At 72.7% G+C, this 12915-nt stretch carries 10 protein-coding genes; 2 read left to right on the top strand and 8 right to left on the bottom strand.

All coding sequences use genetic code 11. From position 1 onward, the window contains the following. The 7 genes from ABZ570_RS01855 to ABZ570_RS01825 all read right to left on the bottom strand — a co-directional run. Window positions 1-1554: acyl-CoA dehydrogenase family protein (locus ABZ570_RS01855; RefSeq protein ID WP_358055693.1), on the bottom strand; the 1554-nt coding region annotated here is incomplete at its 3' end. A gap of 185 nt (window positions 1555-1739) precedes the next feature. Then, a complete protein-coding gene (locus tag ABZ570_RS01850) occupies window positions 1740-2087 on the bottom strand; it encodes a VOC family protein (protein ID WP_358055691.1) in 348 nt (115 codons plus the stop codon). A 49-nt stretch (window positions 2088-2136) separates the two neighbouring features. Further along, on the bottom strand, window positions 2137-2526 hold the full coding sequence (locus tag ABZ570_RS01845) for a hypothetical protein (RefSeq protein ID WP_358055689.1): 390 nt from the start codon (window positions 2524-2526) through the stop codon (window positions 2137-2139). 120 nt (window positions 2527-2646) lie between these two features. Further along, window positions 2647-4470 carry a CocE/NonD family hydrolase gene (locus ABZ570_RS01840; protein WP_358055687.1) on the bottom strand — a complete coding sequence of 608 codons (1824 nt, stop codon included), beginning with the start codon at window positions 4468-4470 and terminating at the stop codon, window positions 2647-2649. Window positions 4471-4576: 106 nt separating this feature from the next. Further along, window positions 4577-5749: an alanine--tRNA ligase-related protein gene (locus ABZ570_RS01835; protein WP_358055685.1), complete on the bottom strand. Its 1173-nt coding sequence runs from the start codon at window positions 5747-5749 to the stop codon at window positions 4577-4579. 236 nt (window positions 5750-5985) lie between these two features. Further along, window positions 5986-7581: a glycosyltransferase gene (locus ABZ570_RS01830; RefSeq protein WP_358055683.1), complete on the bottom strand. Its 1596-nt coding sequence runs from the start codon at window positions 7579-7581 to the stop codon at window positions 5986-5988. Further along, window positions 7578-9044 (bottom strand): glycosyltransferase, encoded by a 1467-nt coding sequence (locus ABZ570_RS01825; protein WP_358055681.1) that lies wholly within the window; start codon window positions 9042-9044, stop codon window positions 7578-7580. The genes ABZ570_RS01830 and ABZ570_RS01825 overlap by 4 nt, the downstream gene beginning before the upstream one ends. Before the next feature lie 324 nt (window positions 9045-9368). Between ABZ570_RS01825 and ABZ570_RS01820 the strand changes: the two genes are divergently transcribed. Next, window positions 9369-10466, top strand: a complete 1098-nt coding sequence (locus tag ABZ570_RS01820; protein ID WP_358055679.1) for a glycosyltransferase family 2 protein — start codon at window positions 9369-9371, stop codon at window positions 10464-10466. Between the two features lie 10 nt (window positions 10467-10476). Next, complete coding sequence (locus ABZ570_RS01815) at window positions 10477-11637, top strand: glycosyltransferase (protein ID WP_358055677.1); 1161 nt, start codon at window positions 10477-10479, stop codon at window positions 11635-11637. A gap of 126 nt (window positions 11638-11763) precedes the next feature. Here ABZ570_RS01815 and ABZ570_RS01810 read toward each other — a convergent pair whose 3' ends face one another. Further along, window positions 11764-12903 (bottom strand): acyl-CoA desaturase, encoded by a 1140-nt coding sequence (locus ABZ570_RS01810; RefSeq protein WP_358055675.1) that lies wholly within the window; start codon window positions 12901-12903, stop codon window positions 11764-11766. Window positions 12904-12915: the final 12 nt, after the last annotated feature.

The raw sequence follows: 12915 nt of genomic DNA, 5'->3' as shown, positions 1-12915 counted from the left end.
GCCATCCGGGCGTACGCCTCCAGCGTGGCGTCGTTGTCCACCGCGCCGTCCGGGGCCGGCCAGCTCGGCCGCCTCGCCCTCGGCTTTCCAGGCCCGCGCCACCGTCGCTCGGATCGTCTCCAGCAGCAGCTCCAGCCCCGCCCCGCCGCGCATGGTGACCTTGCGGCCGAGCAGGTCGAGCGCCTGGATGCCGTGGGTGCCCTCGTGGATGGCGTTGAGCCGGTTGTCCCGCCAGTGCTGCTCGACGTCGTGGTCGCGGGTGTAGCCGTAGCCGCCGTGGACCTGGATGGCCAGGTCGTTGGCGGCCAGGCACCATTGTGCCGGCCAGCTCTTGGCGATCGGGGTGAGCAGCTCCAGCAGCAGGTGGGCCCGGGCGCGGTCGGCCTCGGCGGACGCGGTCTTCTCCTCGTCGAGCAGCCGTCCGCAGTAGAGGATCAGCGCGAGCGCCCCTTCGACGTAGCTCTTCTGCGCCAGCAGCATCCGCCGTACGTCGGCGTGCGCCACGATCGGCACCTGCGGCGTGGTCGGGTCCTTGTCGGCGACCGGGCGTCCCTGCGGGCGTTGGCGGGCGTACGCGACGGACTTGAGGTAGGCGGTGTAGCCGAGGGCGGTGGCGCCGGCCCCGACGCCGATCCGCGCCTCGTTCATCATGGTGAACATCTGCGCGAGCCCCTGGTGCGGCTCCCCCACCAGATAGCCGACCGCCCCGGGCCGCCCGTACGGGCGGTGCACGCCCTCGCCGAAGTTGAGCAACGTGTTGGTGGTGCCCCGGTAGCCCAGCTTGTGGTTGAGCCCGATCAGCACCACGTCGTTGCGCGGGCCGAGCGCGCCGTCGGCGTCGAGCAGCGCCTTCGGCACGATGAACAGCGAGAGGCCCTTCACTCCGGGCGGTCCGCCGGGGATCCGCGCGAGGACCAGGTGGACGATGTTCTCGGCCAGCTCGTGGTCCCCGCCGGAGACCCACATCTTGGTGCCGACGAGCCGGTACGTCCCGTCGTCCTGCGGCTCGGCGCGGGTGGTGATGTCGGCGAGGGAGCTGCCGGCCTGCGGCTCGGAGAGGCACATGGTGCCGCAGAAGCGCCCCTCGACCATGGGCCGCACCCAGGCGTCGATCTGCTCGGCGCTGCCATGGGTGAGCAGCAGGTTGGCGGCACCCAGGGTGAGCATCGGGTACGCGGAGGTGGCCACGTTGGCGGCCTGGAACCAGGCGAAGCAGGCGGCGGCGACCGTGTGCGGCAGCTGCATGCCGCCGATCGAGGTGTCCATGGTGGCGCCCAGCAGCCCGGTCTGGGCGAAGGCGTCCAGGGCGGCCTTGACCTGGGGGATGGTGTGCACCCGGCGGCCGTCGTAGCTGGGTTCGGTGGCGTCGGCGGCCCGGTTGTGGGTGGCGAACTGCTCGACGGCGACCTGGGCGGAGAGGTCCAGCGCGGCGTCGAAGGTATCGCGGGAGTGTTCGGCGTAGCGGGGTCGCTCGGTCAGCCGGGGCACGTCCAGCCAGTCGTAGAGCAGGAACGCCAGGTCGCGCCGGGACAGCAGGGTGGACGAGGACGACACAGGTCTCCTTCCGGCCGTACCGTCGTCGGGTCGGCGGCGCGGCCCGGCGAAGGTTTCTCGGAGGTCATCGTGACGGATCGCGGCGGCCGGCGCACTTTCCGCCGCGAACCGTGTCGCCTCGGCGAGTCGCGCTCGCCGCACGATCGGCTCCAGCCGGCCGGCACCCGACTTCGCCCTCCTGCCGGTCAGCGGTGGCTGACGACGTTGACCACCTTGCCGTCCGGGTCGCGGACGAAGAAACGCCGGACGCCCCACTCCTCGTCGGTGATCGGGTGCACGATCTCCGCGCCGGTCGCGCGTACCGCCTCGTAGGCGGCGTCGACGTCATCGACCTCCACGGTGAGGTCCGGGTTGACGGGGGCCGCTGCATCCTTGCTGATGAGGATGACCTGGGCAGTGGGGTTGGCCGGCGAGACCAGGTTGACCACCCAGCCCAGGTTCATCTCCTCACGAAAGCCGAGAAGCTGGTAGAAGGCGCTGCTCGCGACCGGGTCGGCGGTGGTGATGTCGGGCACGGCACGGCGAATCGTCATGCGTCGGACATTAGCCGGGTAGCCACTTGTTGGTCCCGGCGCGGGCGCATCACCAGCCGGCGGTCGCCGCGACCCAGGCCCAGATCTCGAGCCCACCGACCACGACGACCAGTCCGGTGACGAGGCCACCAACGCCGGCGAGAATGCCCGCGAGCCACCCCGAACGGATCCGCCGTACGAGTGACACGAGGAGGAGCACAGCGGCGATCAGGCCGACGGCGACGACTGGTATTCCGATGAAGAACGCCGCGAGGAAGGCCTTGACCTGATCCGAGAGGCAGAAGCTGCCGCAGGCACCTGCCCGGTTCGACTGATGCGCCACCCAGTAGACCATCGCGGCGACGGCAGCAGCGAACCAGGCCAGCATGACAGCGGCGCCGGTGATGACTCGCGACGTTGGGGTTGACGGCTCGTCTGACCGCGCCTCGGACCAGGCCATGAACGTGATTATCACCTGATACGCGAGACGCGTGGTCCCGTAGCCGGCACCGGCCCGCTCCGCCGGGCGGTGACGGGCTGCCTGGCACCCGTCAGGCGCGGGTGCCAGGCAGCCTACCGGTCATCCCTGCTTTGAGTTGCTCAGCGGGAAGGTGCCGGCGCCGACGTTGTTGAGCGTGGTGGTGTTCGCCCGCACGTACGTGTCCAGGTACGGCGAGCGCTCACCCTGGGTCGGCGAGTCGAACCGCGGGTCCTGCACCTCCAGCGCGAGGTGCGCGTCGGTGACGGTGATCGTCTCGCCCGAGGGTACGGCCCGCCAGCCCCGTGAGGCGATGGTCCCGACCTGGACCCCCAGCCGGTGCCCCGGCTCGAAGGTCCAGTCGGTCGCCTTCAGGGCGAACGAGGTCGATCCACTGTGGTCCAGCACGGCGACGTTCTCGTTGAACATCGTCGCCCTGCCGTCCGGAGCGACGTCCCACAGCCGTACCCAGACGTTGCCCTGGCCCCTGGTCATCAGCCTGATCTCCGGCGTGCCGGTGATCCGCACCTGCTCGGCGGCGGGCGTGGAGAAGGTCCAGTAGCTGTTGCCGGGCGCGTCGGCGCTGAGCGGGCTCGTCTGGTCGGTCGACAGCGAGCCGGCCTCCGGCGCGTACTCGATGTCCCAGCCGTCGGCCTGCGGTGCCGTCATCGACAGGGCGGCCGCCTGCGCGTTGCTGCCGCTGTCGACGTACTGCCCGGGCGACAGCCGCACCTTGTACGCGTCGTTGGTCACCGGCCAGGTCGACTGGGCGCGCCAGTTGCCGAGGCTGTCCTCGATGGAGAAGGCCGGGTCGGTCACCGACGGTTCGAGGCCGCGCAGGTGCTGGTCGTAGAAGCGCATCACCTCGTCGAACCAGCCCGCCCGGCCCATCTTGAGCTGGCCCCTGCTGGTGGTGTCGTTGCCGCGCACGTGTTCCCACGGGCCGAGCCAACCGCGTTCCGGACCCTGGTGGTTGGCCAGGTACTTCTGCATGTCCTCGGGCTTGGTGTTGTCCTCGATGAAGCCCGACGTGACGAACAGCGGCGTCTGGGACCCGGCCGCGCGGGAGGCGAAGTCGCGGGCCCGCCAGAACGGCGACTTCGGGTCGGGGTTCTGGGTGTTGGTGAGGTTGTCACTCTCGCACTCGGGGTGACTCTTCTCGTACTCGGCGTTCGCCTTGTAGCGGTCGCTGTCGTCGGCCAGCGGCCGCATGGTCGCGATCGAGTAGTAGCTCCGCGGGGTGCTGGTCGCGTTGGACCGCGGCACCCCGTTGCTGAACAGGTAGTTGTACCGGTTCCAGGTCGGTTCCTGGGAGACGATCGCCCGCAGCGGCTTGAGCTTGAGGGTGTTGGCCGCCAGCCCGGTGTTGGCGTCGTACGACTTGCCGTACATGCCCACCTTGCCGGTCGACCACGGCTGGCTCGCTGCCCACTCGACAGCTGCCGCGATGTCGGCCTGCTCCCCGGGGCCGAGGAAGTCCAGGCATCCGGTGCTGCCGCCGAAGCCACGCAGGTCGACCATCACGAAGGTGTATCCACGCGCCATGAGCCGCGCGCCGTCGATGAAATCCTGGAAGCGCGCCGACGGCCCGACCCGGTCCCATCCCGCGGGGGAGGTCTCCCCCGCGTGCGAGAAGTACGGGCCCACCGACAGGATCACCGGCGTCTTCGCGTCCGCCGGCAGGTGCGCCGGGCGCAGCACGTCGGCGTGCAGCTCGACGTCGCTGCCGTCCGAGGACGGGAAGTACGCCTCCGTCCACGCGGCCCCCACGGGAACCCGTGGATTCTCCGCGTGGGTGATCGGGGCGTCAGCCGCCGCCGACGCCGGAGCGGCGTGCGCCGCCGAGGGTAAGCCCGTGAGGCTTGTGACGATGGCCAGTGCACCGGCCGCCGCCACGGGCGGCAGCACCTTCCTGCGAAGTTTCATCCATCCTCCCCCTAACTCCAGACGGCGTCGTCTGGTCAGCCATCGAGGCTAGCGATCTTCGACGACCTTGTATCCCTCAGTTATCTTCCCGTGTCCTTTGCTCGGGTCAGCCGGCCTCGGTGAGCAGGCCGTCGACCAGGTCGCGGGGGAGCCCGTGGGTGTCGTGCAGCCAGTGGTAGTCACGCTCGGTGAGCGGCCCGCGGGTGCGGAGCCGGTCGACCAGCGGGCGGCCCCGGCGCAGCAGGCCGCGGAAGCGCCGCTCCTCGTCGAGGAGCACCGCGCGCAGCGGCTCCACCTCCGCCCGCTGCCGGAACCGGCGCAGCGTGTCCGCGTACGGGTCGACGGGCAACTCGGTCAGGCCGCGGGTCGGGTCGTCCCGCCACAGCACGGTGAGCGCCCGGCGGACGAGGCGGCGCAGCACGTACCCGCGTCCGGTGTTGCCGGGCCGTACGCCGTCGCCGAGCACCACCACGGCGGAGCGCAGGTGGTCCGCGACGATCCGCAGGTCCGGCCCGTCCAGCGGCCACCGGTCCTGGACGGCCTCGACCCACGGTCGCAGCCCGTCGCCCGCGAAGACCGACCGGTCGCCGCGCAGGACCATCTCCAGGCGCTCCAGCCCCATCCCGGTGTCGATGTTGGACACCGGCAGCGGGGTGAGCCGGCCGTCGTCGTGGCGGTGGAGGCGCATCTGGACGTGGTTCCAGACTTCCATCCACCGGTCGTCGGTGCCGGGCGTGCCGGTGGGTGGCCCGTCCCCGGTCCAGACGAAGATCTCCGAGTCGGGGCCGCACGGGCCGGTCGGGCCGTTGGACCACCAGTTGTCCGCGCCGTTCGCCTCGACCGGCACGCCCAGCTCGGTCCAGGTCGCCCAGGCGGTCTCGTCCGGGCCGATCTGGTGGTCGCCGCCGAAGACGGTCGCGTGCAGCCGGCCGGGGTCGACGCCGAAGCCCTCGGTGAGCAGTTCGAAGCCCCAGCGGAGGCTGGTCGCGATGTCGTAGTCGCCGAGCGACCAGGAGCCGAGCATGTGGAAGACGGTCAGGTGGGTACGATCGCCGACCTCGTCCAGGTCGGTGGTGCGCAGGCAGCGCTGCACGTTGACCAGGCGCCGGCCGCCCGGATGGGGGCGGCCCAGGAGGTACGGCGTGAGCGGGTGCATGCCGGAGGTAGTGAAGAGCACCGGGTCGCCGGGCGGCGGAATGAGGGAACTCTCCGGCGCCTCCCAGTGGTCGCGGCGGTGGTAGTGGTCGAGGAACGTGTCGAGGATCTGGTCGGGTGTCACGGCGTTCGCCTTCCGGGTCGGGGCGACGGGAAGGGTCCGCCGCGCGGGCGGTGGCGTGACACGGCGACGCCGGCGGACCGTTTCCGGTCGCCGGCGAGGAATTGGGTACGGTCAGGCGGCGGCAACCGGCGAGCGGGAAGCTCGCGCGGCGGCGATGGTGCTGCGCCTGATCTGCATGCCCCGACCGTAGCCGGTCGACGGCGGCGTCGCCCAGCGAAATTCCGCCCGGCACCGGGCTACCGGTGCCGCCGCAGGGCCCGGCGCAGCTGGGCGGCCACCCGGGAGGCGGTGACCGGCACGACCGAGATCATCAGCCGGCCGGACTCGTCGAGCACCGGCGTGACCACGTACAGCCGGCCGCCGCGCCGGCGTACCAGCGGCACCGTGGCCCGGACCCGGGGGGCGCGGACGGCGGCGGAGCCGGCCGCGCCGGTGGCCGTCGCCGCGCCCGCCGCCCGGCCGGGGTCGAAGCCGCCGACCTGCGCGGAGATCGCCCGGCGCTGCCCGGTCGGGCCGCTGGCGGCGAGCAGCTCGTCGGCCCGGAACCGGATCCGCAGGGTGGTGCCGTGCGCGCCCCGGTCGACGGTGGTGACCTGGCCGGGGATCTCCTCGGCGCTGACCGCGAGGGGCTCGGCGCCGACGGCGGCCAGGTCGGGCAGCGGGCTGACCGCGGTGATGGTCAGCACCTTGTCGCCGCGTTCGTCGTTCTCCCAGGCCAGCGCGGTGGCGTCGAGTTTGGCGTACCAGTCGGGGGGCACCTCGAAGCAGGAGTCCGGCAGGTTGCGGTCGGGGTCGCGGAAGCCGGGGTAGGCCGCGTACCGCCGGTCGCCGTCGACGACCGTGGGCGGCACGCCGGCCCGGGCGTCCTGGCGGATCACGGCGAGCAGGTCGTCGAGCGTGCCGTCGCGGGTCAGCGCGAGCCGGATCCGGGTCTCGGCGTTGAGCTGGGCGGCGATCCCGTCGGTGAGGTGCGCTCGGACGAGCCGGCCGATGCCGTCGTGGACGAGCTGTTGGGTGTCCCGGTCGAGGCGGAGGAGGTCGTCCTCCAGCAGCTTGGCGATCTCGTGGTCGAACCGGCGGGCGAGGATCGCGTCGCGCTGCCGGCCGGCGGGGATCAACTCGGCGACGAACGCGGCGGTCGCCTCGACCGCCCGCAGCCGGTCCGCGTGCCGGCTCAGGTAGGTGATGTTGGTGGCGCGGTGCCGGCGGACCGCGTGGTAGTAGTCGTAGTCGGCCAGCACCGAGACGCGCCGGGCCCGGTAGCAGGCTTCGAGGGTGAACGGCAGGTCGCTGCCGAGCGGCAGGTCCTCCCGGTAGCGGATGCCGTACTTTTCCAGCAGCTCGCGCCGGAACAGCTTGGTGTTGGCCAGCGAGCGCGGCAGCGGTGAGTCGAAGAGGTCCAGGTCTTTCCGGGTACGGGCGAAGATGTCCTGGTAGATGTGCCGGCTGTTGACCCCCACCACCCGGCCCAGCACCACGTCGGACTCCCAGTCGTCGGCGGCGGTCACCAGCCGGCGCAGCGCGTCGGGGCCGAGGTGGTCGTCGGCGCCGACGAAGAAGACGTACCGGCCGGCGGCCGCGTCCAGGCCCCGGTTGCACGGGCCGGCGGGACCGCCCGAGTTGGCCTGGTGGATGACGGTGAACACGCCGGGGTGCCGGGCGGCGAACCGGTCCAGCTCGGCGCCGCTGGCGTCGGTCGACCCGTCGTCGACGGCGACGACCTGGAGCCGGTCCGGGCCGATGGTCTGCTCGACCAGGGAGTTCAGGCAGCGGGTCAGGTACGGCATGGTGTTGTAGACGGGCACCACCACGCTCACGTCCGGGGCACTCATCGGGCGCGGGCCTCCGTGGTCGGGTCGTCGGCGGCCGGCGTCAGCAGCCGCCGGTAGAGCGCGTCGAGCTTCCGGGCCTGCGCCTCCCAGGTCCAGCCCGGCAGCGGCGATTCCGGCCCCTCGTACGCGGCCCGGTAGCGCTGCGGCTCGGCGAGCACCGCCCGCACGGCGCGGATCAGGTCGGCCGCGTCCCGGGCCCGGAACACCTCGCCCTGGCCGGTGGCCCGGACGGTCTCCGCCATGGTCCGTACGTCGCTGACCACGATCGGCAGCCGGGCGTGGGAGTACTCGAAGAACTTGGTGATGAGGGCGATCTCGTGGTTGGGCCAGTGGTGCAGGGGGATGAGCCCCACGTCGGCGCCGCTGAGGAACGCCACCAGCTGCCGGTGCGGCACGTACGGCACCACGTGCACCCGGTCCGGCAGGCCGAGGCGGTCGGCCCGGGCCATCAGCTGCCGCACGTACGGGGCGGCCGGGTCATTGACCACCAGGGCCAGGTGTGCGCCGGGCAGCCGGGGCAACGCCTCGATCACGGTGTCCAGGCCGCGTTGCGGGGCCATCGCGCCGCTGTAGACCAGCAGCGGCGTGTCCCGGTCGACGCCGCAGAGCCGCCGCAGGTCGGGCGCGCGCTCCACACCGCCGACCGGCCCGACGGCGGCCGGCCCGACGGCGGTCGGCCCGACGGCGGTCGGCTCGGCGGCGGCCGGCTCGGCGGCGATCGGCTCGGCGGTGGCGGTCACCGGCGCGTTGAGCAGCACGCCCGGGCGTTCGGCCAGGTGGTGGTCGCGTCGCAGCAGCTCGGCGAGCGTCTCCGAGACGGTGACCACCGCATCGGCCTGCCCGACGTACTCCCGCACGTACCCGAGGTGGGCGGGAAGCCAGCGAGCGTTGTCCCGCCGGGGCTTGGCGCCGGGCAGCCACTCGTGCGCGTCCCAGACCAGCCGCACCGGCCGGCCGGCGACCCGGGCGCGCAGTTTGGCGCGGGCGGCCACCCCGAGCATCCGGAAGTCGTGCGCGTGGATGAGGTGGGGCCGCAGTTCGTCGATGACCGGACCGAAGAGCCGCTCGTAGCCCCAGAGCCCCGGCTCCAGCCGCCGCCAGGCCCGGTCTCCGTGCAGGCCGCGCCAGAGGAGGACCTGGGCGTGCTCGACCGGCCGGCGGGCCAGCCGCGCGACGCGCAGCGGCAGCCCGCCCCGGCCGACCAGCCGCTGGCGCAGGCCGCGGACACTTCCGGCCGGGCTGCCGGCGGGCGCGCCCATCGGCAGCACCCGGACCCGCGCCCGGCCGAGCCGCCACGCCCGCTCGGTGTCGGTGCGGGCGCAGCCGAGCAGGGTCACGTCCCAGCCCGCGTCGGCCGCCGACCGGGCGGCCTTCTGCACCCGGGAGTCCGCCTCGACCCCGTTGTCGACGAGCATGACCACCCGGCCGCGGAGGCCGTGCCGCGACGCGTCGTCGAACTGCATGAACGATCTCTCCCATTCTTCGTCCGCCCGGTGCCCGGCGAGTGTACGGCAGAATTCCGCGCCGACGAGACGGCCCCGGCCGGTGCGGGAATTGCGTGGAAACGGCGTCCAACGGGGGCAATCAACCGGCTGTCACCTGCCAGGACACCGGCAGTCGTCCGCTTTGCCAGACGATTGGCACCCACCATTAACCCGTTGCACACGTAGCGCCGATTAGCGTTTCCACGACCTCTGGAAAACGAGCCGGCCCGGCGAAGAACGGCCGCCGGACGGTTCGACGACGGCAAATACACCTCGAAGTCACGTGTGAGTGAGCGAGTTTTCATGACCCGTACACCTGACGTCAGCGTGGTCATTCCCACCTGCGACCGGCCGGATCTGGTGGTGCGTGCCGTACAGAGCGCACTGGCCCAGACCATCGACACCATCGAGGTCATCGTCGTGATCGACGGCGGAGACGAGGCGACCCGGGCGGCGCTGGCCGCGCTGCGGGACGATCGGCTGCGGGTCGTGCCGCTGCCCGAGCGGGGCGGCGCGCCGAACGCCCGCAACGTCGGCGTCCGCGAGGCCCGGGCGCCGTGGACGGCCTTCCTGGACGACGACGACGAGTGGCTGCCCGAGAAGCTGGCGGTGCAGTTGGCGGCGGCGCGGTCGGCCCGGGCGCCGCTGCCGGTCGTGGCGAGCCGGCTGCTCAACCGCACCCCCCGGGCCGAGTTCGTGCTGCCGCGCCGACTGCCCGAGCCGGGCGAGCCGGTCAGCGAGTACCTGACCGTGCGGCGGGGGTTGTTCCACGGCGACGGCTTCATCCAGACCTCGACCATCATGGCCCCCACCGAGTTGCTGCGCCGGGTGCCGTTCACCGTCGGCCTGCGCCGACAGCAGGAGCTGGACTGGACGCTGCGGGCGGTCAGCCACCCGGACGTCGAGTTGGTGATGGCCGCCGAGCCGCTGGTCGTCTGGCACCAGGACGAGGACCGGCCGCGGATCAGCCTCCAGTCGCCCTGGGAGGCCCAGTTCGAGTGGCTTCGCACCAGCCGCCCGCTGCTCACCCCGCGGGCGTACGCGGCGCTGGCGATGAGCGTGATCGGCTCGATGGCCGCCACCACGCGCAGCTTCCGGGTGTTCCGGACGCTGCTGGCGGAGGCCCGCCGGCACGGTCGGCCGAGCCTCATCGACTACGTGACCTACCTGCAGATCTGGCTGATCCCGCCGGACCTGCGGCACCGGCTGCGCGACCGGCTGCTCGACCGCCGCCACGGCGGGCAGCCGCCCGCGCCCGGGGCGAGCCCCGCCGACGCGGTGGTCGCCGACGCCGGCCAGCCGTCCGACGTCGTCCCGCCGGGTCTCCGGGCCGCCCACGCCGAGCCGACGCCGGCCACGCTCGGGAAGCCGAAGCCGGTGGCCGGCGGCGGCCGGCCGTAGGGCCGCGGCCATGTCCGGGCCCAGGGCGGTGATCTGGCGCAGCCACCTGCTGCCCGGGTCGGAGACCTTCATCCGCGGCCAGGGCGACGCGCTCACCCGGTGGCGGCCCCACTACCTGGGCGCGGTCAAGGTGGCTTCCCCGCTGGCCCGGGACACCGACGTGGTCGCCTTTCCCGACGATCCGCGTGGTCGGGCCGAGCTGCTGCTGCTCAAGCTCACCGGCCGGGCGGCCCGGCTGGACACCGCGCTGGCCCGGCTGCGGCCGGACCTGGTGCACGCCCACTTCGGCGGCGACGGCTGGCTGGTCAGCGGCAGCGCGCGGCGGCTCGGCGTACCCCTGGTGGTGACCCTGCACGGGCAGGACGTGACGCGGCAGCCCGCGCAGCCCGGGGCGCGGGGCGTCCGCGCCCGGCGGCACCTGCGGCAGGCGTTCGACCGGGCGGCCCTGGTCATCGCGGTGTCGGGTTTCATCCGCGATCGGGCGGTGGCCCTCGGCGCCGACCCGGCCAGGGTGCGGGTGCACCACACCGGCGTGCCGATCGCGCCGCCCGCCCCGGCGACGCCGAAGCACTGGGACGTGCTCTTCGTCGGCCGGTTCGTGGCCAAGAAGGGCGTCGACGACCTGGTCGAGGCGGCCGGGCTGCTGCCCGCCGCACGCCGGCCCCGGCTGCTCTTCGTGGGCAGCGGGCCGCTCGAGGCGGCGACCCGGCGCCGCGCCGCCGAACTCGGCCTGGACGCCACGTTCCTGGGCGCGCAGAGCCCGGAGGCGGTCCGCCGCCACCTGGCCGGGTCGCGGATCCTGGCGGCGCCGTCGCGGACCGCCCCCGACGGGGACTGCGAGGGGTTGCCCACCACCATCCTGGAGGCCGCCGCAGCCGGGCTGCCGGCCGTCGCGACCTACCACAGCGGCATCCCCGAGGCGGTACGGCACGGCGAGACCGGGCTGCTCTGCGCCGAACGCGATCGGGTCGCGCTCGCCGAGCACCTTGACGCGCTGCTGGGCGACGAGGCGCTGCGGGCCCGGCTCGGCGCGGCCGCCCGGGAGCACGTCGCCGCGCACTTCGACCTGTACGAGCAGACCCGGCGGCTGGAGGAACTGTACGACGCCGTGCTGTCCCGCCCGAGCCGGCGGGCGCACAGCGACGGCCCAGGCGGGCGGGACAAGTCCTGAGAGCGATATGCCGCTGAGTCATATTCATGCCTCAGCGGCATGACGCTCCGGGGTCCACCGTGCTCCCGCGCTGCGACCCGCCCGGGACGCCCCCGGCTCGGTCCGCCCGGGCTCCGGGCCGGTGCGTCAGGCGCCCGCGGAGACCAGCGGCGCCGGGGCCACCGTCTTCGGCGCCTTGCGCTTCCGGTTGGGCAGGGACAGCCGGATGATCTTCCACCACGCGGAGGCCACCTGCTTGGGCAGCGGGCCGCTGGTGTACTTCAGCCCGTACCGGTCGAACAGCGCCCGGACCTGCGGGGCGATCTCCTGGTAGCGGTTGCTGGGCAGGTCGGGGAAGAGGTGGTGCTCGATCTGGTACGACAGGTTGCCGGTCATGATGTGCAGCAGCCGGGGGCCGCTGATGTTGGCCGAGCCGAGCATCTGCCGCAGGTACCACTCGCCCTTGGTCTCGCCCTCGATGGAGGTCTTCTCGAAGGTCTCCACCCCGCTCGGGAAGTGCCCGCACATGATCACCGAGTGGCTCCACAGGTTGCGGATCAGGTTCGCGGTGAAGGTGGCGGCCAGGGTGGTCAGGAACGACGGCCCGGACAGCAGCGGGTGCACCACGTAGTCCTTGAGCACCTGGCGGCGGATCTTGCGGCCGACCGCCTTCGCCCGGGCCCGGAACTCGGGGGCCTTGTGCCCGCCGTTGCGCAGGTTCTCGCCCAGCTCCAGGTCGTACGCGGCGATGCCGTACTCGAAGAAGCAGGCGTTGAGCAGGTTGTAGAACGGCTGACCCAGGTGGCCGGGGCTCCAGGGCTGGTCCTCGTCCACCCGCATGATTCCGTACCCGAGGTCGTTGTCCTTGCCGAGCACGTTGGTGTACCGGTGGTGCAGCTCGTTGTGCGAGTGCTTCCACTGGTCGGCCGGGGAGACGTGGTCCCAGTCCCAGGTGGTGGAGTGGATCTTCGGATCGCGCATCCAGTCCCACTGCCCGTGCAGGACGTTGTGGCCGATCTCCATGTTGTCGAGGATCTTGGCCACGGCGAGGCCGGCGGTGCCGAGGATCCAGGCCGGCGGGAACAGCGAGAAGAGCAGCACCGCCCGGCTGCTGATCTCCAACGTCCGCTGGGTCTTGATGACCTTGCGGATGTAGCGGGCGTCCCGCTCGCCCCGGTCGACGATCACCCGGTCCCGGATGGCGTCCAGCTCCTTGCCGATGATCTCGATGTCCTCGGCGGTCAGGTGGGCGATCGGGTTGACGGCCTTCTTCTGGATCACGGTCACGTCGGTGGCCTC

This window comes from Micromonospora sp. NPDC007271 (assembly GCF_040634005.1).
GTDB lineage: Bacteria > Actinomycetota > Actinomycetes > Mycobacteriales > Micromonosporaceae > Micromonospora.
This window is presented reverse-complemented; position numbering and strand designations above follow the sequence as displayed.